Source organism: Streptomyces sp. NBRC 109706, assembly GCF_000974485.1.
Classification (GTDB): Bacteria; Actinomycetota; Actinomycetes; order Streptomycetales; family Streptomycetaceae; genus Streptomyces.
The window spans coordinates 120,864-147,181 of sequence record NZ_BBOM01000010.1 but is presented as its reverse complement, the minus strand read 5'-3'; the positions used below and the strand labels follow the sequence as shown (position 1 = coordinate 147,181).

General features: G+C 72.8%; 24 protein-coding genes and 1 pseudogene. 15 read left to right on the top strand and 10 right to left on the bottom strand.

The features are described 5' to 3' along the window. Positions 1-74: 74 nt before the first annotated feature. On the bottom strand, positions 75-2,315 hold the full coding sequence (locus tag AOM46_RS22910; RefSeq protein ID WP_062214509.1) for an MMPL family transporter: 2,241 nt from the start codon (positions 2,313-2,315) through the stop codon (positions 75-77). A gap of 187 nt (positions 2,316-2,502) precedes the next feature. Between AOM46_RS22910 and sigJ the strand changes: the two genes are divergently transcribed. After that, positions 2,503-3,411, top strand: a complete 909-nt coding sequence (gene sigJ / locus AOM46_RS22905) for an RNA polymerase sigma factor SigJ (protein ID WP_062214508.1) — start codon at positions 2,503-2,505, stop codon at positions 3,409-3,411. Between the two features lie 75 nt (positions 3,412-3,486). Here the strand turns inward: sigJ and AOM46_RS22900 are convergent, their stop codons facing one another. Continuing rightward, on the bottom strand, positions 3,487-4,644 hold the full coding sequence (locus AOM46_RS22900) for an endo-1,4-beta-xylanase (protein WP_062214507.1): 1,158 nt from the start codon (positions 4,642-4,644) through the stop codon (positions 3,487-3,489). A 508-nt stretch (positions 4,645-5,152) separates the two neighbouring features. Here AOM46_RS22900 and AOM46_RS33475 point away from each other — a divergent pair. The 9 genes and pseudogenes from AOM46_RS33475 to AOM46_RS22860 all read left to right on the top strand — a co-directional run bounded on the left by AOM46_RS33475 (position 5,153) and on the right by AOM46_RS22860 (position 14,170). Next, positions 5,153-5,947: an alpha/beta hydrolase gene (locus AOM46_RS33475; protein WP_062214506.1), complete on the top strand. Its 795-nt coding sequence runs from the start codon at positions 5,153-5,155 to the stop codon at positions 5,945-5,947. Between the two features lie 28 nt (positions 5,948-5,975). Beyond that, the gene (locus AOM46_RS22890; protein ID WP_062214505.1) at positions 5,976-7,631 is read left to right on the top strand and encodes an ABC transporter substrate-binding protein; all 1,656 of its coding nucleotides are present in this window, start codon (positions 5,976-5,978) and stop codon (positions 7,629-7,631) included. A gap of 3 nt (positions 7,632-7,634) precedes the next feature. Then, positions 7,635-8,621 carry an ABC transporter permease gene (locus AOM46_RS22885; RefSeq protein WP_062214504.1) on the top strand — a complete coding sequence of 329 codons (987 nt, stop codon included), beginning with the start codon at positions 7,635-7,637 and terminating at the stop codon, positions 8,619-8,621. After that, complete coding sequence (locus AOM46_RS22880; protein ID WP_062214503.1) at positions 8,618-9,475, top strand: ABC transporter permease; 858 nt, start codon at positions 8,618-8,620, stop codon at positions 9,473-9,475. The genes AOM46_RS22885 and AOM46_RS22880 overlap by 4 nt, the downstream gene beginning before the upstream one ends. Next, positions 9,472-9,630, top strand: a pseudogene (locus AOM46_RS35870) (ABC transporter ATP-binding protein); the annotation flags it as partial. The gene AOM46_RS22880 and the pseudogene AOM46_RS35870, both read left to right, overlap by 4 nt. Positions 9,631-9,802: 172 nt before the next feature. Then, positions 9,803-11,134 (top strand): ABC transporter ATP-binding protein, encoded by a 1,332-nt coding sequence (locus tag AOM46_RS22875; protein WP_199824047.1) that lies wholly within the window; start codon positions 9,803-9,805, stop codon positions 11,132-11,134. Continuing rightward, on the top strand, positions 11,131-12,417 hold the full coding sequence (locus tag AOM46_RS22870; RefSeq protein WP_062214502.1) for an NtaA/DmoA family FMN-dependent monooxygenase: 1,287 nt from the start codon (positions 11,131-11,133) through the stop codon (positions 12,415-12,417). The genes AOM46_RS22875 and AOM46_RS22870 overlap by 4 nt, the downstream gene beginning before the upstream one ends. After that, entirely contained in the window at positions 12,414-13,397 is a 984-nt protein-coding gene (locus AOM46_RS22865) for an LLM class flavin-dependent oxidoreductase (protein WP_062214501.1), read from the top strand. Before AOM46_RS22870 ends, AOM46_RS22865 begins: the two co-directional genes overlap by 4 nt. Beyond that, a complete protein-coding gene (locus AOM46_RS22860; protein ID WP_062214500.1) occupies positions 13,394-14,170 on the top strand; it encodes a GntR family transcriptional regulator in 777 nt (258 codons plus the stop codon). The genes AOM46_RS22865 and AOM46_RS22860 overlap by 4 nt, the downstream gene beginning before the upstream one ends. Before the next feature lie 15 nt (positions 14,171-14,185). Here the strand turns inward: AOM46_RS22860 and AOM46_RS22855 are convergent, their stop codons facing one another. The 7 genes from AOM46_RS22855 to AOM46_RS22825 form a co-directional block, all read right to left on the bottom strand. Continuing rightward, complete coding sequence (locus AOM46_RS22855) at positions 14,186-15,166, bottom strand: amidohydrolase family protein (RefSeq protein ID WP_062214499.1); 981 nt, start codon at positions 15,164-15,166, stop codon at positions 14,186-14,188. Next, the gene (locus AOM46_RS22850) at positions 15,163-16,107 is read right to left on the bottom strand and encodes an MBL fold metallo-hydrolase (protein ID WP_078857104.1); all 945 of its coding nucleotides are present in this window, start codon (positions 16,105-16,107) and stop codon (positions 15,163-15,165) included. Before AOM46_RS22850 ends, AOM46_RS22855 begins: the two co-directional genes overlap by 4 nt. Then, complete coding sequence (locus AOM46_RS33470; RefSeq protein WP_062214497.1) at positions 16,104-16,940, bottom strand: ABC transporter ATP-binding protein; 837 nt, start codon at positions 16,938-16,940, stop codon at positions 16,104-16,106. The genes AOM46_RS22850 and AOM46_RS33470 overlap by 4 nt, the downstream gene beginning before the upstream one ends. Next, positions 16,937-17,734: an ABC transporter permease gene (locus tag AOM46_RS33465; RefSeq protein WP_062214496.1), complete on the bottom strand. Its 798-nt coding sequence runs from the start codon at positions 17,732-17,734 to the stop codon at positions 16,937-16,939. Before AOM46_RS33465 ends, AOM46_RS33470 begins: the two co-directional genes overlap by 4 nt. Next, the gene (locus AOM46_RS22835; protein WP_062214495.1) at positions 17,731-18,525 is read right to left on the bottom strand and encodes an ABC transporter permease; all 795 of its coding nucleotides are present in this window, start codon (positions 18,523-18,525) and stop codon (positions 17,731-17,733) included. The genes AOM46_RS33465 and AOM46_RS22835 overlap by 4 nt, the downstream gene beginning before the upstream one ends. Then, complete coding sequence (locus tag AOM46_RS22830) at positions 18,522-19,448, bottom strand: ABC transporter substrate-binding protein (protein WP_062214494.1); 927 nt, start codon at positions 19,446-19,448, stop codon at positions 18,522-18,524. Before AOM46_RS22830 ends, AOM46_RS22835 begins: the two co-directional genes overlap by 4 nt. Positions 19,449-19,678: 230 nt before the next feature. Continuing rightward, positions 19,679-20,437 (bottom strand): class II aldolase/adducin family protein, encoded by a 759-nt coding sequence (locus AOM46_RS22825; RefSeq protein WP_062214493.1) that lies wholly within the window; start codon positions 20,435-20,437, stop codon positions 19,679-19,681. Between the two features lie 253 nt (positions 20,438-20,690). Here AOM46_RS22825 and AOM46_RS34170 point away from each other — a divergent pair, with 253 nt between their 5' ends. Next, positions 20,691-21,434, top strand: a complete 744-nt coding sequence (locus tag AOM46_RS34170) for a Clp protease N-terminal domain-containing protein (RefSeq protein WP_062214492.1) — start codon at positions 20,691-20,693, stop codon at positions 21,432-21,434. A gap of 34 nt (positions 21,435-21,468) precedes the next feature. Here AOM46_RS34170 and AOM46_RS22815 read toward each other — a convergent pair whose 3' ends face one another. After that, positions 21,469-22,860 carry an FAD-dependent oxidoreductase gene (locus AOM46_RS22815; protein WP_062214491.1) on the bottom strand — a complete coding sequence of 464 codons (1,392 nt, stop codon included), beginning with the start codon at positions 22,858-22,860 and terminating at the stop codon, positions 21,469-21,471. 80 nt (positions 22,861-22,940) lie between these two features. Between AOM46_RS22815 and AOM46_RS22810 the strand changes: the two genes are divergently transcribed. The 4 genes from AOM46_RS22810 (at position 22,941) to AOM46_RS22795 (ending at position 26,316) form a co-directional block, all read left to right on the top strand. Beyond that, the gene (locus tag AOM46_RS22810) at positions 22,941-23,327 is read left to right on the top strand and encodes a helix-turn-helix transcriptional regulator (RefSeq protein ID WP_062214490.1); all 387 of its coding nucleotides are present in this window, start codon (positions 22,941-22,943) and stop codon (positions 23,325-23,327) included. A 123-nt stretch (positions 23,328-23,450) separates the two neighbouring features. Continuing rightward, positions 23,451-23,891 carry an arsenate reductase ArsC gene (locus AOM46_RS22805; RefSeq protein WP_062214489.1) on the top strand — a complete coding sequence of 147 codons (441 nt, stop codon included), beginning with the start codon at positions 23,451-23,453 and terminating at the stop codon, positions 23,889-23,891. 121 nt (positions 23,892-24,012) lie between these two features. Further along, the gene (locus AOM46_RS22800) at positions 24,013-25,164 is read left to right on the top strand and encodes a LacI family DNA-binding transcriptional regulator (protein ID WP_234313926.1); all 1,152 of its coding nucleotides are present in this window, start codon (positions 24,013-24,015) and stop codon (positions 25,162-25,164) included. A gap of 141 nt (positions 25,165-25,305) precedes the next feature. Beyond that, positions 25,306-26,316: a phosphotransferase family protein gene (locus AOM46_RS22795; RefSeq protein WP_234313925.1), complete on the top strand. Its 1,011-nt coding sequence runs from the start codon at positions 25,306-25,308 to the stop codon at positions 26,314-26,316. Positions 26,317-26,318 lie beyond the last annotated feature (2 nt).

Here is a 26,318-nt window from a genome sequence, read left to right as displayed (position 1 = left end):
TCAACAGCAACCTGTCATGCGGCCGGGCGGCCGGCCCCCTTGCCCCGACAAGGGGGCGGCCGCCCCGACGGGCCTCAGATGAACTGGTGCCTGGTGGTCGTCGCCGGGTCCTCCTCCGGCGCCGCAGGCCCGTTCGGCTCCCCCGACTCCCTGATGCCGAACCGGTCGTGCAGCCGGCGCAGCCGCTCCGGGGCCCACCACATGGCGTCGCCGCCCAGCCGCATCGCGGCGGGCAGCAGCGCCCCCCGGATGATCGTCGCGTCCATCAGCACGGCCAGCGGCAGGCCGACACCGTACGCCTTGACAAAGGTGATGTCCGAGACCAGGAACGCCATGAAGACGACGGAGATGAGCACGGCGGCCGCGGTGACCATCCGGCCGACGCGCTCAAGTCCCACGGCCACGGCGGTGGTTCCGGATCCGGTGCGTTCGTACTCCTCCCTGATCCGGGCCAGCATGAACACCTGGTAGTCCATGGCGAGTCCGAAGGCCAGGGCGAAGAGCATCACCGGAACGATCGAGGCGATCGAGCCGGTCACCGTGAAGTCGCCGAAGAGGAACGCGAGATGGCCGTCCTGGAAGATCCAGACGAGCGCGCCGAAGCTGGCCGTCAGGCTCAACCCGCTCAGCAGCAGGGCGAGCAGCGGCAGCAGCACGCTGCCGGTGAGGAGGAAGAGCAGCACGACCATGGCGAGCCCGACGGCGGCCAGGGCGTAGGGCAGCCGGTTGCTCAACGCGTCGGTGGTGTCCTCGTTCACCGCCGCCGTGCCGCCGATCAGGGTGGGGAAGGGCGCCTCGACGGAACGCACCTCGCCCACCAGCTCCTCGGCCACCGCCGTGGAGTCGGACGTGGGGACGATCGAGAAGTACGCCGTGTTGTTGATGGCGAAGCGCTGGTGCAGCTCCGACGCCGACTGCACCCGCTCGCCGTCCACATAGGAGCCCGTCGTGGTGTCCACCCGGCCCGCGTGCGGCAGTCGGGACAGGTCCAGGGCGTAGCCCTCGACCGTGTCGCCCACGCCCAGCGAGACTCCGGCCACCACCTGCACGGCGTTGAGCTCCGCCGCGTCGAAGCTCTCCTTGATCTCGGTCGCGACCTGCCGGGACTGGGACGATTCGGGCATGCTGCGCTCGTCCGGCATCCCCAGGTTCATGCCGAGAACGGGGGCGCCGAACAGCAGCAGCACCACCACGGCCAGGGTGGCGACGGGCAGCGGGCGGCGCATCACCAGGACGGCGAGGCGGTGCCAGAACCCGTTCTCCGTGCTGGTCCCGGCGTGCGCGGCGGCGCGCCGGCGCAGGATCCGGCCCTTCTCGATGCGCGGGCCGAGCACCACGAAGAGGGCGGGCAGCACGGTCAGCGCGGCGACCGCCGAGAGCAGCGCCGTGATGATGCCGCCGTACGCCAGCGAGCGCACCGCCTGCAGCGGGAAGAACAGCAGCCCGGCCAGGACCACGGCGACGGTCACGGCCGAGAAGGAAACGGTGCGCCCGGCGGTCACCATGGTGGTGCGCAGCGCCTGCTCGGGGGTGCCCGAACGAAGCTCCTCCCGATAGCGGTTGACCATCAGCAGGCAGTAGTCGATGGCCAGGCCGAGCCCCAGCAGGGTGACCACGCTGATGGCGAAGACCGACAGATCGGTCACGCTCGCCAGCACCCACATGACGCCCATGCCGACCAGCAGCGAGAAGACGGCGACGATCAGCGGCAGCACGGCCGAGACGATGCTGCCGAAGACCAGCACCAGGATCACCAACGTCAGGGGGAGGGCGATCATCTCTCCCTTGGTGGCGTCCTCCTGGCTGAGCGTCGCGGACTCCTTGTCGAACATCGCCATGCCGCCCACGGCGACTTCGAGGCCGTCGTGCTCGCCGTCGTACTCCGGCAGCAGTTCGTCGAGGCGTTCGCCCACCGTCGTCTCGTCGCCCGTGATGGTGGCGATGACCAGTGCCTGGCGTTCGTCCTCGCTGCGGAGCTGCGGCAGCCGGCCGGCGGACCAGTACGAGGAGACGGCCCGCACCCCGGGCTCCTCGGCGAGCCGCTGGGTCAGCAGCGTCCCGGCGGCGACGGCACCCGGATCGTCCACGCCCTGTTCGGTGGTCACCAGAAGCGTCAGGTTGGGGGCGCCCTGGCCCGCCTCATGAAGGATCCGTGCCGCCTGCCCCGACTCCGCACCGGTGTCCGTCAGCCCGCCCGCGGTCAGCTTGTCGAACAGCGTCGCGCTCAGTGCCCCGCCCACCACCGCGAGCAGTGCGGCGACCACGAGTACGGCTCTGCTCCGACGCCAGATCAGCCCTGCCAGCCTCGCCAACATGCCTGCCCCGCTCCTCTCTTGTCCCGACGCCGGCCGGACGACCGGCGAGGATGAGAGAGTGCGGGACCTCCGTCTGTGACATCACCGGGGATAGTGAGACGCAGCTCACAACTGACTGTCTGTCGCGAACCTATGCTCGGGGGCGCGGGTGCCGAGACCGCTGCGGACGAGGGAGGGGACGCGCGCGATGGACACGAGTGTGTCGACGGCGGTGCCGGTCGGTCGCGAGACGGCCGACGGAGCGGCGGGCGACGCCTTCGACCAGCACCGGGACCTGCTGTTCGGCCTGGTCTACAACCTGCTCGGGACCGTCGCCGACACGGAGGACGTCCTCCAGGACGCCTGGCTGTCCTGGGCCGGGGTGCGACGCGAGGAGATCGTCAACGAACGTGCCTATCTGGTGCGGATCGCGGTGAACCGCGCGCTGTGGTGCCTGCGCGACGAACAGCTCAGACGGGCGCGGTATGTGGGCACCTGGCTGCCCGAGCCGGTCGTCACCGAGGGGGCGTCGGAGGACAGCGCGCTGCGCAGCGAGCATGTCTCGTTCGCGATGCTGGTCGTGCTGGAGACGCTTTCCCCGCTGGAGCGCGCGGTGTTCGTGCTCCGCGAGGCGTTCGGCTACGAGTACACCGAGATCGCCGACATGCTGGACCGGACCAACGACGCGGTACGGCAGTTGGCGCACCGGGCGAGGAAACGGGTGCGCGGCCGCCGTCCGCGCTATGCCTCGGACTCCGACGATGTGCGGGCCGCCACCGAACGCTTTCTGGCGGCGGCCATCGGGGCCGATCTGGACGCGCTGATGGAGATCCTCGCGCCCGATGTGCGGCTGTGCAGCGACGGCGGCGGAAAGACCCGTACCGCGCTGCGGGTGATCGAGGGCCGGGACAAGTTCCTCCGGCTGGTCGCCGCCACCGCCCGGCGCCTTCCGGCCGGGCTGAGCACCCGGCATCTGGAGGTCAACGGGGAGCCGGCGGCGCTGCTTTCGGCCGGCGGGCGCCCCTGGGGGCTGATCGCCGTCGTGCTGGGCCCCGAGGGGCGCGTCCACACCATCCATCACGTGATCAACCCGGACAAGCTCGGCGCCTTCGGCTGAGCGGCGGACGGGGCGGGGCCGTTCAGGCACGGGCCCCCACCCCGCCCGCCGAACCGAAGGTCGGCGCCTGGGGTCTCAGCAGCGGCCGGCGGCGTCCCGCAGGGTGGAACGCAGCGCGAAATAGGCCGGCTTGCGGGCGAAGTCCTCGGTCATCACGGTGGCCGAGCCCTCGCCCTCGAAGAACACCGGCACCCAGGAGTACTTGTCGGTGAAGCCCCAGATGGTGAACGAGTCGCAGCCCTCGACGGCCAGACAGGCGGCGAGCGCCCGCTGGTAGTAGTCGGCCTGCTGCCGCAGCTGCTCGTCGGACGGTTGGCCGTCCGCCGGCAGGTCCATCCGGACGTCCAGCTCGGTGATGGCGGTCTCCAGGCCCAGATCGGCGAACCGGGTCAGATTCTGTTCGAGATCGCCGGGGAAGCCGTACCGCAGGCTCAGATGGCCCTGCACGGAGAAGCCGTGCACGGGCACGCCCTCGGCGAGCAGTTCCCGGGCGAGTGCGTGGTAGGCGTCGCTCTTGGCGTTGTCGCTCTCCACCCCGTAGTCGTTGAAGAACAACCGCGCCTCCGGATCGGCCTCATGGGCCCAACGGAAGGCGTCCGCGACGATGTCCGGGCCGAGTTCCCGGATCCAGATGTTCTCCTCGGTGCGCAGCGCGCCCTGGTCGTCGAATATCTCGTTGGCCACGTCCCACTGTTGGATCCGTCCGGCGTAGCGGCCGACGACGGTGGTGATGTGCTCGCGCAGGACGGCGCGCAGCTCCTCGTCGGTGAAGTCGCCCTCCTCCAGCCATGCGGGGTTCTGGCTGTGCCAGAGCAGGGTGTGCCCGCGCACCACCTGGTCGTTGCGGTCGGCGAACTCGACGATGGCGTCGGCTGCCCCGAAGTCGTAGCGGTCGGCCTCCGGGTGGATGAACTCCCACTTCATCTGGTTCTCGGCGGAGAGCGAGCTGAACTGCTTACCGAGAATTTTCCGGTACTCCCTGTCATGGGTGAAGGGGTCCGGGTAGTCCTGCTCCAGGTGGTGGCCGCCGCCGGCCACGGCGGTGCCCATATAAAAGCCCTCGGGGGCGGCCCGACGCAGGCTGTCGGTCCGGTTGCCGAAGCCGTGCGACGCGGCGGCGCCCCACTCCCCGGACTCCCCGGCCGAAGGCGCGGCGGCGGCCGGCGTCGCGGCCAGCGGAACGGCCAGGGCCGCGGTGGCGAACATCAGGATGACGGAACGGACGGATCTCATGGGAGGTCCCTCGGGTGACATAGACGGCTCCGAAAATTTCCGGAAGATTCCCGGAAGTGAGAGCACGGAGATTAGGGCCCCGCCGGGGGAGCGTCAACGGATCGGTCAGAAACCGGCGAAACGAGAACCGGCATGCCGGTGGGCGGAGTTCGGGACGTGGATCACGCAGGGGGCGACCCGGAGCCCGTTGACCTTCACCGGACAACATGTATAGATTCCTTTCCATGTTGTCCTTCCGGTCCGCGCACAGCCCCCGGTCCCGGCTTCTCCGCCGGTCCTGTACCGGGCGCTGAACGGCACGCCGCCGGTTCGGCCCGCGCCCCTCTCCCGGCGCGCTCTTCCCTCGATCCCCCCGGTTTCCGACCGGTGTTGATCGCTCGCTGATCTCCCACTGATCGCTCGCCGATCAGCCCTTCCCCTTTTCCGATGCGCCCGTTGTCACGACGGCTCCGCACGCACGCCCAGGGGGGACGCCGTCGGGTGTCCTTCCCGCGCGAGGAGACCACCCATGCCCACCAGCAGCACACCCTTCCCTGTCCGCAACCAGTGGGACCCGAGCGCCGAGGCGCGGGCCCGCACCGCGGTCGTCGTCCTCCCCGGCCGGGGGGAGACGACGCGGTCCTACCGACGCCTCGGGGCCCGCCTCGCCTACGACACGCTCGCCGTCACCGTGCTCGAACCCACCGCCGACGAGGCCGACATCCCCGGGGTCGCCGAACAGATCGCGGCAGGCGTCGCGGCCGCCGGCCACGACCACCTCGTACTCGTCGGACACGACGCCGGGGCCAACCTGGCGCTGCGGCTGGCCGACCCCCTCGGGGAGCGGCTGACGGCGCTGGTCCTCTCCTCTCCGGGACGCCGCGCCCTGCCGGCCCCGGTGGACTGGGCCGCCGAGCTGGAGCTGCGGGCCGGCTGCCCCGGATACACCGGCCAACTCGACGCCGACCCCGGCGTCTCGCGCGGAACGCTGGTCGATCCGCCGGCCGTCGCCCCGCCCGACGACCCGTCCGCACTGGCGGCGATCCAGGCCCCGGTGCTGCTGCTGACGGGCGATCAGGACCCCATCCCCGACCGGGAGTTGCTGCGCCGGCTGCGGACCCGGCTGCCGCGCGTCACCAGCGTCGAGGTGCGCGGCGGGCGGCGCGATGTGCTCAACGACCGGACCTCGCGTTCGGTCTCCGGCGAGATCGTCAGGTTCGTCGAATGGGCCCGCTCCGGGGACCTCGAAGGGCCGCTGCTCCGCCATCTCGCCCCGACCCCGTTCACCACGGCGCCCCCCGCCGACCCGCCCACCACCGGCTGAGACAGAAGCTGAGACAAGGACACCTCCCATGAGAAGCGCGCGTACCGCGGTCGCGGGCCTGGCCCCGGCCCTCGCCCTGGCGCTGGCCGCCTGCGGCGGGGCCGACCCCGGCTCCACCGGCGGCTCCGACAACTCCCCCGCCGGCGAGCCCCGTTCCGGCGGCACCCTGACCGTCGCCTACCCCGAGGACCCCGGCTGCTGGGACTTCCAGAACGGCCAGGGCGCCACCCTGGTCCCCATCCAGCGCAACCTGTTCGACGGACTGGTGCACCAGGCGCAGAACGGCGACATCGTGCCCTGGCTGGCGGAGAGCTGGGACATCTCCGAGGACGGCACCTCCTACACCTTCCGACTGCGCACGGATGTGACGTTCTCCGACGGCACCCCGCTGGACGCCGAGGCGGTGAAGACCAGCTTCGACCGGCTGACCAGCGAGGAGACCGCCTCCCGCTCCTACGCCGGCAACTTCCCCTACGCCGGCGCCGAGGCGCTGGACGACCACACCGTCCGCATCGACCTCAGCGAACCGCACGCGCCGTTCCTCCAGATCGCCGCGTCACCCGGCGGCGCGATCCTGTCGCCGGCCGCCGCCGCGCACGATGTGGAGACCCTCTGCGGCGGCGGTGAACTCCTCGTCGGCTCGGGCCCGTTCGTGGTGGCCGACTACGCGCCCAACGACCACATCACCCTGACCAGGAACCCCGACTACGCCTGGCCGCCCGAGGGTTCGGGCCACGAGGGGCCCGCCTACCTCGACGAGGTGACGTTCACCTTCCTCAACGAGTCGTCCGTCCGCATCGGCGCGCTCACCAGCGGACAGGTCGACTACGCCTACGACATCGCCCCCGCCGACTACAACGCGCTGCCCGAGGGGGAGTACACCAAGCTCAAGGCGCTCAACGCCGGATCGCCCGATCTGTGGCTGCTCAACACCAGCCGCGCCCCGTTCGACGACCCCGACGTGCGGACCGCCCTGCTGCGCGGGATCGACATCGGAACCATCATCGACACCATCTACCAGGGCACCGACGAACGCGCCTGGAGCGTGCTGACGCCCGACACCCCCTACTACGACGCGGGGTTGGAGAACAGCTGGCCCCATGACCCGGACCTGGCCGAGGAGTTGCTGGACGAGGCCGGTTGGACCGAACGGGACGGCGACGGCTACCGGGTGCGGGACGGCGAACGGCTCTCGGCCCGCTGGCTCATCAACGGCGACAGCGCCGACACCCTCGACACCACCCTGGCGGAGGCACTGCAGGAGGCCGCGAAGCGCATCGGCGTCGAGGTGGTCCTGGAGACCGTGGACGCCGGCACCTTCGCCGAACGCGGCGAGGCCAACGACTACGAGATCGTCCGACAGGGCACCAACCGCGCCGAGGCGCACATCCTAGGCTCCAACCTGTTCTCCTCCTGGGCGCTGCCCGAGAACCGCCTGCACAACTACGCCCGCGTGCAGGACCCGCAGGTGGACGAGTGGCTGCTGGCCGCCTCGACGACGACCGACGACGACATCCGCGCCCGGAACTACGCCGAGGTGCAGCGCTGGGTCCTCGACAACGCCGTCGCCGTGCCGCTGCAGGTGCGGGCCTGGCTGGGCGCCACCGGATCCCGGGTCCACGACGTCACCTACGACATCGTCGGGTTCCCCGAGCTGTTGTACGACACCTGGATCGAGGAGTAGGCGGTGGCCGGGTTCGTGCCGTCGGCCGTGCCCCGCCGCCTGGTGACCGGGGTGGCGATCCTCTGGGGCACCGCCACGGTCACCTTTCTGGCCATGCGGGTCATCCCCGGCGATCCGGTGGACATGGTGATCGGCGGGGAGGCCGTGCTGCCCGAGACCGTCGAACGGATCCGCGCGGACCTCGGCCTCGACCGGCCGCTGCCCGCACAGTACGCGGACTATCTGCTGGCCATGGCGCGCGGCGATCTGGGCACCTCCTACCAACAGCGGCGCCCGGTGACCGAGTTGCTGGCGGAGAACCTGGGCCCGACGGTGCAGTTGGCGGCGCTGGCGGCGGCGCTCACCGTGCTGCTGGCCCTCGCGCTGGCGCTGAGCACCGCCGGGCGGCGGGGGCCGGCGCGGGCGGTGGCCTCGGCGCTTGAGCTGAGCACGGTCGCCATGCCGTCGTTCTTCATCGGGCTGGTGCTGCTCTATGTGTTCTCCTTCCAACTCGGCTGGTTCCCCGTCACCGCCAAGTCCGGGCTGGTCGGCCTCACCCTGCCCGCCGTCACCCTGGCGCTCGGCAGCGTCGGGGTGATGGCCCAGCTGATGCGCGACGGCCTGGAGGAGGCGTTGCGGCAGCCGTTCGCGCTGACCGCGCGGGCCCGGGGCCTCAGCCGCCGCGCCGTCACCGTCGCGCACGCGCTGCGGCACGCCTTCGGCCCGGTGCTGACCATGTCGGGCACCCTCGTCGGCGGCCTGGTCGGCGGCGCGGTGCTGGTGGAGAACGTGTTCGGGCGGGCCGGCCTGGGCCGCGTCACGCTCCAGGCGGTGACCACCCGCGACATGCCGATGGTGATGGGCGTGGTGATGCTGTCGGCCGTCGCGTTCACCGCGATCAGCATCACCGTCGACGCCCTGCACCGGCTGGTCGACCCACGGCTGCGGAGCCGCCGGTCGGCGCCGGCGCCGGCGGCCACCGAGACGGCCCCGGCCGGAGGTGTGGGATGAGCGCCGGTACCGAGGCGCCGCCGGCGGACCGGGGGCGGGGACGACTCGTCCCCGGCGCCGCCGGCGCCCTCCTCAGCGCGCTGGTCGTGGTGGCCGCCGTGCTGGCGGCGCTCGCCCCCGGCCTGGTCGCCGGCGACGACCCCTACGCCAGCGACTACGCCGCCGCCCTGAGCCCGCCGTCGGCCAACGCCTGGTTCGGCACGGACGAGTTGGGCCGCGACGTCTTCGCCAGGGTCGTCCACGGCGCCCGCTCCTCGCTTCTCATCGGCGTCGGCGCCACCGCGCTGGCCGCGCTGATCGGCATCGCCCTCGGACTGGCGGCGGCCACGCTGGGCCGCTTCGTCGACCTGGTCGTCGTCCGGCTCGCCGACCTGGTGATGGCCTTCCCGACGCTGCTCTTCGCGCTGGTGGTGATCGCCCTGATCGGCGGCGGCCGGACCAACATCCTGCTGTCGATCGCGTTCGCCACCGCGCCGGTCTTCGTCCGGCTGGTCCGCAGCCGCGTCGTGGTGACGGCGGGGGCCGAGTTCGTGAGCGCGCTGCGGCTGCTGGGCATCGGCCGGTTCCGGCTGTTCACCCGGCATGTCCTGCCCAACGCCCTCGGGCCGCTGCTCGTGGTCGCCACCACCGGGGTCGGCAACGCCCTGATCATCGGCTCCGGGCTGAGCTTCCTCGGCATGGGCGCCGTGCCCCCCGAACCGGAGTGGGGCCTGCTGCTGGCCAACGCCCGCAACCAACTGGCCCACGGCTGGTGGCTGGTGGTCTTCCCCGGACTGAGCATCACGGCGGTCGTGGTGGCGTTCACCGTCCTCGGCCGCTGGGTGCGGGCCCGATCCCACGGACAGGAGGCATGATGGGCGACCATCAGGAACGGAACCCGGCCGAACCACTGCTGCGGGTCCGCGATCTGCACGTCTATGTCGGCCGGCACGGCCGGCGCAGCCACGCGGTGCGCGGCGTCGACCTCGAACTGCGCGCCGGGGAGTGCCTGGCGATCGTCGGCGAGTCCGGCTCCGGCAAGAGCGTCACCCTGCGCTCGCTGATCGGGCTGGTCGGCGGCCGGGCCCAGGTGACGGCCGCCGAGCTGTCCGTCCTGGGCGAGGACGCCCTGACCCTGCACCGACCGCCGCTGGCAGCTGCTGCGCGGCCGGCGGATCGGCGTCGTCCTCCAGGACGCGCTGGTGGCGCTCGACCCCGCGCGGACGGTGGGCGCCGAGGTCGCCGAGACCATCCGCAGACACCGGCTGGCGCCGCGCGGCGAGACCGGCGGGCGGGTGCTGCGGCTGCTGGCCGACGCCGGGATCCCCGACCCGGAGATCCGGGCCCGCCAGTACCCGCACGAGCTGTCCGGCGGGCTGCGCCAGCGCGCCCTGATCGCCTCGGCGCTCGCCGGCGACCCGGCGATCCTGCTCGCCGACGAACCCACCTCGGCGCTGGACGCGACGGTCCAACGGCGGGTGCTCGACCTCGTCGCCGAGATCAGGCGGAGCGGCGTCGGCGTCCTGCTGGTCAGCCACGACCTGGGCGCCGTCGCCCGGCTGGCCGACCGGGTGGCGGTGATGCGCGCGGGCCGGATCGTGGAGACCGCCGGCACCGAGGAGATCCTGCGCCGCCCCACCCACCCCTACACCAGGGCGCTGGTCAGGGCCGTACCACGGCTCGCCCGCCCGTCGGGGCAGCGCGCGACGGCGGCGGCCGAACCCGGGCCGGAAGCACCGGCCGTGATCGAACTCGCCGATGTCTCGGTGAGTTTCGCCGGCCCGGGACGGACCCGACGCCAGGCCGTCAGGAACGTGAACCTGACGGTGCGCGCGGGACAGTCCGTCGGACTGGTCGGCGAATCAGGATCGGGGAAGTCGACGCTGGCCCAGGTCGTCCTCGGGCTGCGGCGCCCCGACTCCGGCACGGCGACGCTGCGTTCACCCGACGACGGAACGCCGCTGCCGGTCGGCGACCCGCGCCGGGTGCGCACCATCCAACCCATCCAGCAGAACACCGCCGACGCGCTCGACCCGCGCTGGCCGGTGCGCGCCTCGCTCACCGAGGTGATCCGCCGCCACGACCGGCTCGACCGGGCCGCCGCCCTCGACCGCGCACGGGAGCTGCTGGCCTCGGTCGGACTCGACGACACGGTGCTCGACCGGCGCCCGCAGGAGCTGTCCGGCGGCCAGCGGCAGCGCGTCACCATCGCCAGGGCCCTGGCCGTCCGCCCCCGGGTGCTGCTGTGCGACGAGGCGGTCTCCGCACTGGACGCCACCGTCCAGGCCCAGGTGCTCGACCTGCTGGCCGAACTGCGCGCCGGGCTCGGGCTGACGCTGCTCTTCATCTCCCACGACCTCGGCGTGATCAGCCGACTGTGCCAGGAGGTGACCGTGCTGCGCGCGGGCGCCGTCGTCGAATCGGGCCCGGTCTCCCGGGTCTTCGGCGCGCCGCGCCACCCCTACACCAGGGCGCTGGTCGAGGCCGTGCCGTCGATCGACCCCGTTCCCACGACCACCAGGAGCCCCGGATGACCATCCACCCCCGGGACGGCGCCGAGCGCGCCGACACCATGAACCTCAACCTCTTCTTCTCCCGCACCGGGCACCACCGCGCCAGCTGGCGGCTGGGGCGCGGCGAGCCCGGCGGCGTCCTGGACGATCTCCTCGGCATCGCGCGGCTGGCCGAACGCGGCGCGCTGGACTCGGTGTTCTTCGCCGACGTACTGCACGCCCCACCGGCCGCCACCGCCACGCCGCCGTCCTGCCTGGAGCCGGTGACCGCGCTGAGCGCGCTGGCCGCCGCCACCGAACGGATCGGCCTCATCGGCACCCTGTCGGCCACCTACAACGCGCCGTACCACATCGCCAGACGCCTCGCCGCGCTCGACCATCTCAGCGGCGGCCGGGCCGGCTGGAACGTGGTGACCTCCCGACACGACGCCGAGGCCCGCAACTTCAGCGACGCCCCGCACGCCGACCGCGCCGACCGGTACGCCCGCGCCGCCGAGTCGATCGAGGTCGTGCGGGCCCTGTGGGACAGCTGGTCGTCCGACGGGCCACGGCCCGTCGACCACACCGGGCGGCACTTCTCCGTGGCCGGCCCGCTGAACATCCCGCGCCCGCCACAGGGCCATCCGGTGCTGGTGCAGGCCGGCGGCTCCGACGAGGGCCGCGACCTGGCCGCCCGCCACGCCGACGCGCTCTTCGCCGTCCAACCCTCGGTGGAGACGGCCCGCGCCTTCTACGCCGACATCAAACGGCGGACCGCCGCCCTCGGACGTGACCCCGCCGGACTACGGGTGCTGCCCGGTGTCTATCTGCTGATCGGCTCGACCGAGGAGGAACTGCGCCGTCGGCAGGCCGAGTTGGACGCGCTGGTCGATGTCGAGAACGAACTGCCGTGGCTGGCGCACTTCCTGCGACTGCCGATCGGCCCCGACGACCTCGACCGACGCGTCGCCGACCTCGACCTGCCGGAGACCGCGCCGACCAGCCAGGCGTTCCACGAGGTGCTGATCGGCCGGGCGCGTCGCGCGGGCCACACCCTGCGCGAGGTGCTGCACCGCACCGCGGCCGGCGCCGGACACTTCCGGCTGGTCGGCACGCCCGAACGCGTCGCCGACGAACTGGAGTCGTGGTTCCGCACCGGCGCCGCCGACGGCTTCAACCTCAAGCCGGCCGTCGTCCCCACCGATCTGGCGCACTTCGTCGACCAGGTGCTGCCCCGCCTGCGCCGACGCGGCGTGTTCCGCGCGGAGTACACCGGAAGGACCCTGCGCGAGCACTACGGACTGACCCGCCCGGAGGACGCGTGAACACACCGAGGCTCGGCTTCCTGCTCCAGGGCCGGTGGAACGCGGCCGACGCCCGCACCGGCGCCGTCGAGGTCTTCCGGGGCGCCGAGGCGCTGGGCGCGCACACCGGCTGGCTGGCCCAACACCACTTCGAGGCCGGCCGATCACCCTCCCCCCTGGTGGTGCTCGCCGCCGTGGCGCAGGCCACCACCCGCATCGGGCTCGGCACCGCGACCGTCATGCTGCCCTTCGAGAACCCGGTGCGGCTGGCCGAGGACGCGGCCACCGTCGACCTGCTGTCCGGCGGCCGACTCCGACTCGGCCTCGGCAGCGGCTTCGGACTCGCCTACAACGCCACGTCCGCGCGCATCGACCGGGAGTTCGGCGTCCCCGGCGACGACCGGGGCCGGCACACGGAACGGACCCTCGACCGGCTGCTGCGCCTGCTGCGCGACCGAACCGTCGACGCCGATCCGACGCTCTCCCTCCAGCCCGCGCCCGGCACTCTGGGCCGGCGGCTGTGGCGGGCCACCTCCGCACCGGCGACGGCCCGCGGCGCCGGCCGCGCGGGCCTGGGCCTGCTCGTCTCCAGCAACGCCAAGGAACTCGACGGCCGGACCGACGACAGCCAACTCGACCTGATCCACGCCCACCGGGAAGGCCACGCCGACCCCGGCACGGAACCGCCCGAAGTCGGCGTGCTGCGGGCGGTCCACATCGGCGACGACCACGCGGCGTTGGAGGCCAGGCTGGCCGCCGAGTACCGTGAGCGCATCGACGCGGCGACGGCGGCCGGCCGCCTCCCGGCCGGTCTCACCGACGGCGCCTGTCTGGACCGCCTGTCGGTGCACCGGGGCAGCGGGGCACGGGTGGCCGACTCGCTGCGCGCCGAGAGCACCTGGCCACACACGACCGAACTGATCGTCCTCTTCGGTGGGGAACTGACGGTGAACTCCGTACTCCACACGCTGGAGGAGATCCTGATAGGGCTGAACGCATGACACGACCGCGGGCCAACCCCACCGAGCGCGGGTGGAACGGCAGCCGTTCGCCGATCCCCGTCTACTACCAGATCTCGCGGGCCATCCGACAGCGGATCATCGAGGGCTACTACGAGCAGCACGGCAACAAGATCGAGTCGGAGGAACGGCTCGCCACGGAGTTCGGGGTCAGCCGGGTGACGGTCCGTCAGGCACTGCAGGAGCTCGCGGCCGACGATCTGATCGTCACCCAGAAGGGGCGCGGCAGCTTTGTCCTGGACGTCGACCGGGCGAGCATCGGCTACTCGCTGCGCGGCGATATCGAGGATCTGCACGGCACCTCCAACAGCGTGGTCTCCGCGCGGATCGAGACCGTCGGCGTCGACCATGCCGCGCCGCTGCCGCCGTACGCCGCACGCCGGTTGGGCCTCGCCGAGCCCGTCGGCACCGTGATCCGCCGGGTGCGGCGGCTGGCCGACCGGCCCGTCGGCCTGCTGCTCAACTACCTGCCCGACGAGCCGGGACGCCTGGTGAGCGCCGAGGCACTGCGCACCAGGGGCATCTTCGGGCTGCTCACCGACCAGGGGGTGCGCATCACCCACGCGCACCAGACGCTGCGCGCCCAGCACGCCGACGCGGACGCGGCGGAGACCCTGTCGATCGGCCTCGGCGACCCCGTGATGGCCACCGAACGCGTCTCCACCGACGCCGACGGTGCCGTCATCGACTTCGCCCGCTCCTGGTACACCGGCGACTCGATCGCCTATGTCATCGAGTACGCCCAACGCGACTGAGCCGCCCGCCCCCGGTCACGCGCCGGGCCCCGGGAGGGCACGGCGCAGGAGCCGGGCGGCGTTGTCGCCGGCGACCAGATCCGCCTGCGCGGTGGTGAGGCCGGCCGCGTCCAGCGCCGCGTTCACCCGCTCCCTGCTCGCGGACCTGGCGCCGATCGGCCAGTCGCTGCCCACCAGCACATGGTCGGCGCCCAGCACGTCGACGGCGAAACGGATCGCGGCCGGCGCGAAGCCCATGGTGTCCAGATAGACATGGGCCCGCTCCCGCCCGGGCGCGCGCGAGGTGAGGACCGCGCCCTCGTCGGAGGCGGCGGCGAGGGCGAGCCCGGCGACGCCGAGCATGGGGAAGACCACCCGCAGCTCCGGCAGTTCCTCCAGCACACCGTCGGTGAGCAGGGACAACAGCGCCGCCGCGTTGATCGTCCCGCGCGCCAGCGAGGTGCCGAACCGGCCCAGGCCGGTCAGGGCCAGCGACAGCGTCCGGGTGCTGACCGGATGGACGAGAACGGGCACCCCCAGCTCGGCGGCCGCCCTCAGGGTGGGGCGGGCGACGGGCGCGCCGAGCAGCTGGCTCTCGGTCGCACAGTCGACGACGATGCCCGGCAGCCCCAACGCCGTGACGGCGCGCACCACCTCGTCCGCCGCCGCGTCACCGGCGAACGCGTCGACGGTGGCCAGCCCCGCCACCCGGTCCGGCACCTCGGCCGTCACCGCCGCCAAATGGTCGTTGAGCAGCCGCAGTTCGGCCGGCGTCATCCTGCGTCCCGCCGGCGTCACCAGCGAGGGGGGCGCGCTCAGCACCCGCAGATCGATGTCCTGACGGCCCGTCTCGCCGAGCAGATCGTCGAGATCGGCGATGCGGGCGGCGAGCCCGTCCCACCGCTCCGCCAACGACGCGGCGGAGTGCGGCGGGGGCAGCGCCGGCATCCTGGGGTTGGCGTGGTGGGTGTGGAAGTCGGCGATATAGCGGCGCACCGGCTCGTTCAGCCGCCTCACAGGTCGACAAAGGTGTAGGTGAACCCGCGTTCGGCCCTGCTGACGCGGCCGGCCGAAGGGAAGGGGAAGTGCGTCGGGACCAGCAGGTCCCCGGTGTCGGCGACCCGTTCCAGCAGGGCGCGGCGCTGCGCCGCCGAATCGCCCGGCAGCACGCAGTAGCGGATGCTCCACTCCGGCCGCTCCAACTGGACGCCGTGATGCAGCATGTCCCCGGCGAACAGCGCCCGGCTGCCGGCCGAGGTCACCTCGATGTACACGTTGCCCGGGGTGTGCCCGAACGCCGGCACCAGCCGGATGCCCGGCGCCACCTCGTGGTCGGCCGGCACCAGGTCCAGCACGCCGGCGGCGTGCAACGGCAGGATGCTGTCCGCCACATAGTCCCCGGTGCGCTCCAACTGCCGGGCGCCCTCCGGCCCCGTCCACCAGGCGAACTCCTCCTCGACCAGCAGATAGCGGGCGTTGGGGAAGGTCGGCACCCAGCCCCCGGCGCCGTCGGCGCTGGTCGCGAAGCCCACATGGTCCACATGGAGATGGGTGAAGACCACGGTGTCGATGTCCTCCACGGCCACGCCGGCGCGTGCGAACTGCTCCAGGAACGGGCGGTCGGCGCGGTCGAAGACACCCCCGTTGCGGCGCTTGCCGTTGCCGCCGCCCGCGTCGACGAGGATGCGCCGGTCGCCGGTCACCAGCAGATGCGCCTCCTGGTTGAGGACGATACGACCGTCGCGGGTGAAGGGCTCCCTGGTGTAGAAGGCGCCCTCCGTCCAGGACTCGGTCTCCAGCTGCGGGAAGAAGTCCGTCGGCAGCGGCAGGTAGTCCACCTCCCTGACGGGGTGGACCCTGATGTCCCCCACGGGGAAGGACCACAGCGGTCCGCTGCCCCCGCCGGTGTCCACCCAACGCGGCGCGGTGGGGGGCGTTCTCTCGGTAGGCGTGCTCATCCGCTCGTGCTCTCCTGTCGGTTGTCGTGGGGGGTGCCCGGCCGCGGGGAGCGGCGGATCCGCTCGTACACCCGGGCCCGCAGCTCGGCGAAGCGGGGGTCGGAGCGGGTCGTCAACTGGTCGCGTGGGCCCGGCAGATCGACGGCGATCTCCGTTTCGATCCCGGCCGGCGCCGGGCCGAGCACCACCACCCGCTGGCCGAGATAGACCGCCTCGTCGATGTCATGGGTGACAAACAGCACGGTGAAGGCATAGCGCCGCCACAGGCCGGCCAGCAGATCCTCCAGATCGCCCCTGGTCTGGGCGTCGACCGCGGAGAACGGTTCGTCCATCAGCAGCAGCCGGGGCCGAATGGCCAACGCCCGTGCGATGGCCACCCGTTGCTGCATCCCCCCGGACAGCTGCCACGGGTAGGCGTCCCCCGCGTCGCCCAGGCCGACGGCGTCCAGCGCCTCCGTCACCCGTTCCCGGCGTTCGGCTCCGGACAGCCGTCGCTGCCGCAGCGGCAGCTCCACGTTGGCCCGGACGGACTTCCAGGCGAACAGGCTGCGGCCGTACTCCTGGAAGACGACGCCCATCTCGGCGGGCGGCCCTTCGACCCGGCGGCCGTCGAGGACCACCTCCCCCGTGGTCGGGGGCAGCAGCCCGGCGACGATCTTCAGCAGGGTGGTCTTGCCGCCCCCTGACGCGCCGACGACGGAGACGAACTCCCCGTCGCACACCGCCAGATCGATCCCGGCCAGCGCCACCACGGTGCGCTCCCTGGCCTGGTACGTCCTGCCCAGCCCGACGACCCGCAGCAGCGCGTCGGTCTTCTCGGTCCGGTCGCTCACGGTGATCCCTCCTCGCGTCCGGTCAGCCCCCGGTGCCAGCGCAGCGCATGCCGTTCGACCAGCTCCAGGAGCTTGGCGAGGACAAAGCCGAGCAGGCCGAGGAGCAGGACGCCGCTCCACATCTCCGGCAGGGCGAACGACCGTTGGAACTGCACGACGGTGAAGCCCAGACCGTCGGTGCTCATCAACATCTCGCTGACGACCATCAGAATGATCGCGATGCCCAACGCCTGCCGCAGGCCGGCGAAGACGCGGGGGCTGGCGGCCCGCAGCACCAACCGGCGCCTGGTCCAGCCCGGCAGCCCGTAGGCCGCCGCCGTCTCCCAGGTCACCTCGTCGACATCGCGGACCCCGTCGCAGGTGTTGAGCAGGATCGGCCACAGCGCCCCCAGCGCGATCACGACGATCTTCGTGGTCTCCCCGATGCCGACGGCCACCAGCAGCACCGGGATGATCACCGGGGGCGGCAGCACCCGCGCACAGGCGAGCGCCGGACTCGCCAGCGCCCGCAGCAGCGGCGAACGCCCCAGCAGATAGCCGCCGCCGACGCCGACCGTGACCGCGATGGCCAGCCCGAGGCCCAACCTCCGCAGGCTGGGCACCACATCGTCGACAAACGTCGACGAGAACCAGACCCGGCCGAACGCGTCCAGGATGTCGCGCAGCGGCGGCAGAAAGATGTTGGAACTGTCCTCGCTGGCGACCCACCACAGCGCCAGCAGCGCCAGCGGCAGCCCGAACACGGCACCCAGCGCGGCCAGTCCCCGCAGCACGGTCGCGCCCCGGCCGCTCATCGGACGGCCTCCCTGCTGCCGACATGCCAGTGCAGCAGCCGCCGTTCGGCCAGCCGCGCCAGCAGGTCGAGACCGACTCCCACGCCGCCGGTCAGCAGCACCAGCGCGTACATCCCGGTGATGTCGCCGGCCTCCTGGCTGCGCCAGATCAGCTCGCCCAGCCCGGCCGCGCCCATCACCAGCCCTCCGGTGAGGGCGAGCGCCAGCGCCACCGAGACCACCAGCCGCAGTGCCGTGCCGAGGTAGGGCAGCACGGTCGGCCAGGTGACATGGACGGCCCTGGCCAGCCGGCCGAGACCGAAACAGCGCGCGGTCTCCCTGGCGACGGGGTCCACGTCCCGCACCCCGTAGAGCACCTGGAACAGCACGATCCAGAAGCAGGAGACCGCGACCAGCAGCACGGTGATCCGGGCGATGTCCAGGACGAAGACCAGCACCGGGATCAGCACGATCGACGGCACCGGGCGCAGGAAGTCCAGCGTGGACGACACCACGCGCAGCAGCCGGGGAAGGGAACTGATGCCGAAGCCCAACGCGATCCCGGCCACGGCCGCGATCCCGATCCCGGCGCCGGCGGCCCCCAGGGTGCGCCAGGTCGCCGTCCAGAACGCCTCCTCGCCCAGCAGGCCGACGGCCTCCGGCAGGGTTTCGCTCAGCGGGGGAACATGCCGGGGGTCGAAGAACGCCCTGGCCACAACCTCGTAGAGAACGGCGGTGCCCACCAGTCCGACGGATCCCAGGAGGCGGCTGTCCTGCCGGGGCCACCCGACCGCGCGGTGGCCGGCGCTCACGGCAGGATCAGCTCGTCGAGATCGGGCTCCTCGGTGATCAGCCCGTCCCGCAGGGCGTAGCCGACCAGCTTCTCCGCCGCCTCGCGGCTCACCTCGTCGCGCCAGCCCGTGATGGTGATCGACGCCGCCACCTCGGGGCTGATCTCGGTGAAGGTGGGGATGATCTCCCGTACCTCGTCCTCGTGTTCGCGGGCATAGGCGTATGCCTCGCGCACCGCGTCGCGGAACGCCTCGACGGTCTCCGGGTTCTGCTCGGCGTAGCTCCCCGAGGTGTACCAGGAGGAGACGGTCAGGTCCTCGGCCAGATCGGTGAAGCCCCAGCCGATGGGCACCGCCCCCTCGGCCTTGGCCGCGGAGAGGAACGGCTCCACCACCCAGGCCCCGTCGACCTGCCCGGTGCTGATCGCGGCGGGCACCTGCGGGAAGGGCAGTTCGACCAGATCCACCGCGTCCGCGTCGCCGCCGTCGGCGGTGACGGCCTCGCGTGCCGCCGCCGCGGCGATATTGGTGAGGATGTTGACCGACACCGTCCTGCCCTCCAGCTGACTCGGCCTGGTGATGCCGGAGTCGCCGGCGACGACCAGCGCGCCGTAGTCCTCGCCCGGCACCCCCGTCGAGGCCGAGGCCGGCACGACGGCCTTGACGTCCAGCCCCTTGGAGCGGGCGACGATCAGCGTGGTGAGGTCGCCGGTGGCGAAGTCCACCCGGTCGGCCAGCACGGAGGGGACCGAGGTGAGGTCCGAACTCTCCGTGTCCACCTCGACGTCGAGCCCGTGCTCGGCGAAGATGCCGCGCTCCTGGGCTATCCGGATCGGCGCGAGATGGCCGAGCGGGGCGGAGGCCAGCCTCACGGTGGTCAGCCCCTCGTCGCCGGTGCCGGCCTCGTCGGCGGGGGAGGCGTCGTCTCCGCAGGCGACCAGCACACCGCCCAGCAGCAGGGCGGTAACCGCGGCGGCGAGGCGGCGCCGAAGGCGCCGGGACGGGGGTGGGAACGGGCAGGGGACATGGCGGTGCTCACTTTCGGAAGAACGGGGGAGACGTGCGGGGCCGGCCGGCGCGGGCCAGGGTCAACGTGGCGGCGTCCGGGGCCGGTTGACGCGCTGACGGCGGGGCCGGTTGGCGGGGGACCGGGCCCGAACCGGCCCGGCGGAGGTCAGAAGCGCAGGCGCAGATCGAGATCGCGCGCGTACTCGGGGAAGGGCACGGGCCCGCCGAGGGGCAGCGCGCCGATGCTGGAGACGGCGGCCTCCTCGATCGCGGTCACCAACGTCGCCGCGTGCACGGCGGTGTCACCGGCGACCAGCAGGCCGTGGTTGCCCAACAGCACGCCATAGGTCTCCGGATGGGCCCGGTAGGTGTCGGCGATGGCGCGCACCGCCTCCTCCGTGCCCCGGGGGGCCCAGGGGGCGACGGGCACGTCGACATGCTGACCGTGCACGAGCAACGCCTCGTACCGGGCGGGCAGCGCGACCGAGGCCAGCGCGTAACCGGTGGCCTGTGGCGAGTGGGTGTGGATGACGGCGGTGAGGTCCGGCCGGGTCAGATAGACGCCGACATGCATCTTCAGGATCGCGGCCACCGAAGGACTCGGCCGGCCGTGGACCACCTCGCCGTCGAGGTTCACCACGACCACCTCGTCGTTGACCGTGCGCAGGCCGGGGACGGCGACCCTCGGATCGTCCGCCGGCCAGGGGCGCAGCAGCTCACCGGCGTTGACCGCGAGCAGATCGTCGTGGCCGGGCAACCGGACGCTGATGTTGCCGTGTCCGCTGGCGGACATCACCGAGTTGGCGAAGAGCCGGTTGACCGCCGTGGTGAGTTCGGTCCGCGCGGCCCGCAGTTCGTCGGCGCCGAAGGGCTCGGTGCCGTCAAGAGAAGGGGGAGAAAGGGGAGAAGGGGGAGAGGAAGTCATGGTGTCGCAGCCTTGTCTCGTGGTGCCGGGGCGCGGCGGGGCCGACGGGCGCGAGGGCCCGGGCGTGCGGCGGCGCGGCGGGGGAGGAGAGCCGGAGAAGGTCAGCGACCGTGACAGAGCGCGCTGGCGACGAAGCCGTAGTCAACGGCGCGGCGGGCGGTCAGCAACGCGAACATGGGGGGACTATAACCCCAGGGGTATAAGTCCCTCAACCCTCGTCCACCGACGCCGGGTCCGTGACAGGATGCACCCCGTGCCCAAGGTCAACGTCTATCTGCCCGACGGCCTCGCTGATCGCGTGCGCGAGGCCAGGCTCCCGATCTCGCGCATCTGTCAGATCGCGCTCACCCAGGCGCTGGAGACCGTCGGCGACGCGGCGGAGTGGGGGGCGAGCGACTTCGGTCTGCCCGAACCCCTCGCCCTGACGCCCCCGCCCAACCACCATGTCGCGCTGATCCTGCGTCAGTCCTACGAGGCCGCCGAGGCCAGGGGCGCCGCCGAGGTGGACACCGCCGATGTGCTCCAGGCGATGCTCGACGAGGGCGAGAGCGTCGCCCTCACCACCGTCGAACGGCTCGGCTTCCCCCGTGCGCTCATCGGCGAGGCGCTGGCGCGCGCCGCCGCCGCGCACCGCGCCGACGCGGTGGCGGTGCCGGCGGCCAGGGGCTCGGCGGCGGCCTCACCGCCGAGCCTGTCCGCCGGCACCAGGACCGCGCTCACCAGGGGCGCGGACCAGGCGACCGAGCACGGTTCCGATCTCACCACCGCCAGCCATCTGCTCCTCGGCCTGATCCGCGACGCAGGCCCGGCAGGCGAGGCGATGCGCCGCTCGGGCGTGGCCGACACCGTGACCCCCGCCGTGCTCTCCGCCCTCTACTTCGGGGTCTCCTTCGGCCGCATCCGGCTGGAACGCGACGCCGAGGACGGCTGGTTGCGCTCCCGCCTCACGGAGATCGCCGACCGTCTCGAGCGGATAGAACGCGGCGTCCTGGAGTGACCTCCGCCCCCGTTCGTCCGGGGCGTCGGGTCGGTCAGGAGCCGCAGCAGCCGCCCGGCGGCGCGGTCTCCGTCATCGCCGGGGCGCCGACGCCGAGTTGGACGAGCCGGGGTTCGGGGGCGCCGCATCCGCCGGCCGTTCCGGTGTCCCCGGGGGCGGCCCGGTCGAAGAGTCCCGACCCGCCGCACACCCCCGTCTCCGGCAGGGTCAGCTCCACCCGCCGCGCGGACTCCAGGTCCCCGGCCAGGGCGGCGGCGATCGAGCGCACCTGCTCGTAGCCGGTCATGGCCAGGAAGGTGGGGGCGCGGCCGTAGGACTTCATCCCGGCCAGGAACAAGTCCTCCTCGGGATGGGACAGTTCGTCGACGCCATGCGGGTGGACGGTGCCGCAGGAGTGCTGGTTCGGGTCGATCAGGGGGGCCAGGGCGGTCGGCGCGGCGAGGCGTTCGTCCAGCCCGAGCCGGACCTCGGACAGGAAGGTCAGATCGGGACGCAGCCCGGTGAGGACGACGATCCGGTCGACGGGTTCGGTGCGGCGGCCGTCGTCGGAGACCAACACCAGCCCCTCGCCCGCGCGTTCGACGGCGACGGTGCGGAAGCCGGTGACCGCGACCGCGTGGCCCTCGTCGACGGCCGCCCTGGCGGCCAGCCCCAGGGCGCCACGGGCGGGCAGCTGGTCGGCGTCGCCGCCGCCGAACGTGGCGCCTGAGATGCCCCTGCGCAGCACCCATACGGCGCGGGTCCCGCCGCCGCCCTCGGCCCTGGCCAGCTCGGCCAGGCCGGCGAGCGCGGTGAACGCGGAGGCGCCGGCGCCGACCACGGCCGTGCGCCCGCCGGCGAACACCGCGCGGACGGCCGGGTCGCTGAAGTCCGGGACGCGGTAGCCGATGCGTCCCTCGGCGGCCAGGGCGCGCTCCCCGGCGGCCGGATAGCCGTCCGCGCCAAGGGGGTTGGGGGTGGCGTAGGTGCCGGAGGCGTCGATGACCGCCCGGGCCGCGATCCGTCCGCCGTCGGCGGGCGCCAGATGCACGGTGAAGGGCTGGGCGGCGCGACCCGAGTCCACGACCCGGTCCCGTCCGGCCCGGGCCACGCCGGTGACGGTGGTGCCGTAGCGGACGCGTTCGCCCAGCGCGGCGGCGAGCGGCTGGAGGTATGCGTCGGCCCACTGGGCCCCGGTCGGGTAGCGGTCGTCCTCGGGGCGGGCCCAACCGGTCGGGAGCAGCAGCCGCTCGGCGGCCGGATCGACCAACTCGCGCCAGGTGGAGAACAACCGCACATGCCCCCACTCGCGCACCGCGGCGCCGGCGCGGGTGCCGCGCTCCAGGACCACGGGTTCGATGCCGCGTTCGAGCAGATGGGCGGCGGCGGCGAGACCGACGGGGCCGGCCCCGATGACGGCGACGGGGGGACCGGTGGTGTCCGGCATGATCAGCGCTCCTCACTGTTTCGACAGCTGTCGATATGGGGAGCTTGCCGCACGGTATCGACGGATGTCAACATAGACGTATGTCGAAGCAGAAGCGCGCGGAACTCCCGCTGCTCACACCGGAGGACGGGGCGGCGCCGTGCTGCCCGCCGCTGACCGCCGGGGAGTTGTCGGCGGCCGACGCGGAGCGGATGGCCCTGATGTTCAAGGCGCTGTCCGACCCGGTGCGGCTGCGCCTGTTCTCCAAGGTGGCCTCGCATCCGGGCGGCGAGGCGTGCGTCTGCGATATCCAGGACGTCGGCGTCTCCCAGCCGACCGTCTCCCACCACCTCAGGAAGCTGCGGGAGGCCGGCCTGCTGACCGCCGAACGGCGCGGCACCTGGGTCTACTACGCCGTCGCCCCCTCGGTGGTGGCCGCGCTGTCCGCCACCCTCGACCTGCGCACCGCCGGCACCACCCCCGCCTGAGACCGGCGGGCGCCGGGACCCCGTGGCGCACGACGTCCCGCACGCCGGCGGCACCACGATCCCCGGCCCCGGCCGCCGCCGAACCCCGCCCTGCCCCGGCCCGCCCCGTGAAGGAACGAAGCCATGTCGCCCGACCCGTCCCCGTCCCCGGCCGCTCCGATCGCCTCGGTGCTGTTCGTCTGCGTCCACAACGCCGGCCGCTCCCAGATGGCCGCCGGGTTCCTGACCCGTCTCGCGGGCGACCGCGTCGAGGTCCGCTCCGCCGGATCGCTCCCGGCCGAGCGCGTCAACCCGGCGGCGGTGGCGGCCATGGCGGAAGTGGGCGTCGACATCTCGACCGAGCGGCCGAAGACACTCACCCCCGAGGCCGTCACGGCATCCGACTACGTCATCACCATGGGCTGCGGCGACGCCTGCCCCATCTTCCCCGGCAAGACGTATCTCGACTGGCCCCTGCCGGACCCCGCCGGTCAGGGAGTCGAGTCCGTCCGCCCCGTCCGCGACGAGATCCACCGACGCGTCCGGTCCCTGATCGCCGAGATCGACGCCGGGCGGGAGGTCTGACGGTCCGCGTCCGCCGGCGCGCGGCGACGCCCGGCGGCTTTGTCGACCGCCGGGCGCCGGGGCGGCCCCCCGAAACGTGCACATGTACGCTCGTACACGTGTGCGTTCAGAAGGGGTTTCGGTGAGCCGGCCGTCGGGCGGTGGTGGGCTCGCCGGCGGTGGCTCTTCGGTCAGGGCCACCACCATGCGGGACGTGTCCCGACGCGCCGGCGTCTCCGTGTCCACGGTGTCGCGGGTGGTCAGCGGCACGGGATATGTGGCGCCCGAGACCCGGCTGCTGGTCGAGCGGGCGGTCGAGGAGCTGGGCTATGTGCCCTCCGGGGCCGCCCGGGGGCTGGTGGCGCGCCGGACCGGGATGCTGGGCCTGTGCCTGCCCGACGTGGGGCCGGCGGCCGATCTGCGGGTGCCGGTACGGACCGGCTCGGGCGTCGAGGTGGTCACCGACGACGCCGACGTACCCGGTGGCCCCTCGTGGGGCAGCCTGTACTTCGGCGAGGTGGTCCGGGGCGCCGAGTACGCGGCCTGGCAGGCCGGGTACGCGTTGACCGTGGTGGTCGCCCGACCACCCCAGGCCGCCGAGCGGACGCGGGATCTGGCCGGGCAGGTCGACGGGTTGATCGTGGTCGCCGAGACGCTGTCGGACCAGCTCATCGAGCATGTGGCGCACCGGCTGCCCGTCGTTCTCCTCGCCGGGCCGCGACCGGCCGGCGGATACGACCATGTCGGTGTCGAGAACGCGCGCGGGGTGCGGGTCCTGGTCGAACACCTCGTCCGGGCGCAAGGCATCCACGATGTCCGGTACGTGGCGGGCCGGGTACGCACCTCCGACGATATCGACCGCTTCCGCGGCTACCGCGCGGCCCTGACGGCGCTGGGCCTCCCGGCGCCCCAGAACCCGGCGCTGCGCGGCGACTTCACCCGGGCGACGGGGCGGACGCTGGCCCGGCGGCTGGTGGCCGAGCACCGCGACGGCCATGGCCCGCTGCCCGGCGCGCTGGTGTGCGCCAACGACGAGACGGCCCTGGGCTTTCTGGACGTGTTCAACGCCGAGGGCATCGAGGTGCCGGGCGACGTGGTGGTCACCGGCTTCGACGGGGTCGACGGCGCGCGCACCTCCTCGCCGCGCCTGACCACGGTCGAGCAGCCGATGGCCGATCTGGGCCGGCTCGCGGTGGGTGTGCTGCGCGCCTGTCTGGCCGATCCGAAACTGCCACGGCAGGACCTGCGGGTGCCGGTCAGGGTGCTGCTGAGGGAGAGCTGTGGGACGCACTGAGCCGGCCCGCCGAAGATGGGAACGCTCTCATGGTTCCGGAGCGCCATCCCGCCATACGGTGTGATCCGTCGGCCACCCGTCGGGAGACACACCAGGTCACCGCCGGGCCGATTCCCCGCGTCACGTCCCGGAGGAACGTCCGTGAAAGCCGTCACCGAGAGCATCACCAAGAACCGGCAGCCGCCGGCGACCCTGCGGGCCATGATCGAACGCGCCTACGGGGCCGCTCAGGTGCCCGGGGGCGACGACTTCGCCGAGGAGATCACGCACGGCTGGTTCAACGTGGCGTACCGGATCCGGCTGCGCGACGGACAACAGGCGGTGCTGAAGATCGCGCCGCCCGCCGATGTAACCGTGCTGACCCGCGAGCAGGACATGATGCGCACCGAGCTGGCCGCCATGGAGCTGGTCGCCGACCGCACCCGGGTGCCGATACCCCGGATCGACCACGCCGACCTCTCCCGGGAACTGGTCGACGCCGACTACTTCTTCATGGAGTACGTCGACGCGGACAACTTCGGCATCGCCGCCGCCGAGGGGCGCCTCCCGAACGAGGTCGTCGTCGCGGCAGGCCGGCAACTGGGCGCGCTCAACCGCGAGTTGAACGCGATCGTGGGCCCGCACTTCGGTCCGCTGCGCGGCCCGGGCTCGGCGAGCTGGCGGGTCGCGTTCAGTCGGATGATCGAGGACACCCTGACGGACGGCGCGCGCGTCCAGGTCGACATCGGCTGGAGCCATGACGAGATCCGCGCCGTGCTCGCGGAGCACGCGGGCGCGCTCGACGAGGTGACCGAGCCACGTTTTGTCGAGCTGGACCTCTGGACCAAGAACTCGATGATCAAAGACGGTCGGATCGTCGCCATCCTCGATCACGAACGTGCCGTCTATGGAGATCCGCTGATGGAGGCCGGATTCACCGGCATCGACCTGCCGGTGTTCGGCGACCCCACCGACTTCATGACCGGATACGGGATCGGGGAGCTGTCCGCCTCCGAGCGCGTCCGCCGGCGTCTCTACTCCCTCTACCTCGCCGTGATCATGGTCGTCGAGACCAAGTACCGGGGCCACCAGGACCCGGCCACCTACGACTTCGCCCGCGAACAACTCGACCTGCTGATGGCCCAGTTCGGCCGCGGTCCCGTCGCGCGCTGAGG

Coding starts and splice junctions, on each gene's coding strand:
- AOM46_RS22900 (WP_062214507.1), bottom strand. CDS start 4,644: ATGAGATCCGTCCGTTCCGTCATCCTGATGTTCGCCACCGCGGCCCTG.
- sigJ (WP_062214508.1), top strand. CDS start 2,503: ATGGACACGAGTGTGTCGACGGCGGTGCCGGTCGGTCGCGAGACGGCC.
- AOM46_RS22825 (WP_062214493.1), bottom strand. CDS start 20,437: ATGACTTCCTCTCCCCCTTCTCCCCTTTCTCCCCCTTCTCTTGACGGC.
- AOM46_RS22850 (WP_078857104.1), bottom strand. CDS start 16,107: ATGAGCACGCCTACCGAGAGAACGCCCCCCACCGCGCCGCGTTGGGTG.
- AOM46_RS22870 (WP_062214502.1), top strand. CDS start 11,131: ATGACCATCCACCCCCGGGACGGCGCCGAGCGCGCCGACACCATGAAC.
- AOM46_RS22815 (WP_062214491.1), bottom strand. CDS start 22,860: ATGCCGGACACCACCGGTCCCCCCGTCGCCGTCATCGGGGCCGGCCCC.
- AOM46_RS22880 (WP_062214503.1), top strand. CDS start 8,618: ATGAGCGCCGGTACCGAGGCGCCGCCGGCGGACCGGGGGCGGGGACGA.
- AOM46_RS33475 (WP_062214506.1), top strand. CDS start 5,153: ATGCCCACCAGCAGCACACCCTTCCCTGTCCGCAACCAGTGGGACCCG.
- AOM46_RS22910 (WP_062214509.1), bottom strand. CDS start 2,315: ATGTTGGCGAGGCTGGCAGGGCTGATCTGGCGTCGGAGCAGAGCCGTA.
- AOM46_RS22860 (WP_062214500.1), top strand. CDS start 13,394: ATGACACGACCGCGGGCCAACCCCACCGAGCGCGGGTGGAACGGCAGC.
- AOM46_RS22805 (WP_062214489.1), top strand. CDS start 23,451: ATGTCGCCCGACCCGTCCCCGTCCCCGGCCGCTCCGATCGCCTCGGTG.
- AOM46_RS22890 (WP_062214505.1), top strand. CDS start 5,976: ATGAGAAGCGCGCGTACCGCGGTCGCGGGCCTGGCCCCGGCCCTCGCC.
- AOM46_RS22810 (WP_062214490.1), top strand. CDS start 22,941: ATGTCGAAGCAGAAGCGCGCGGAACTCCCGCTGCTCACACCGGAGGAC.
- AOM46_RS33465 (WP_062214496.1), bottom strand. CDS start 17,734: ATGAGCGGCCGGGGCGCGACCGTGCTGCGGGGACTGGCCGCGCTGGGT.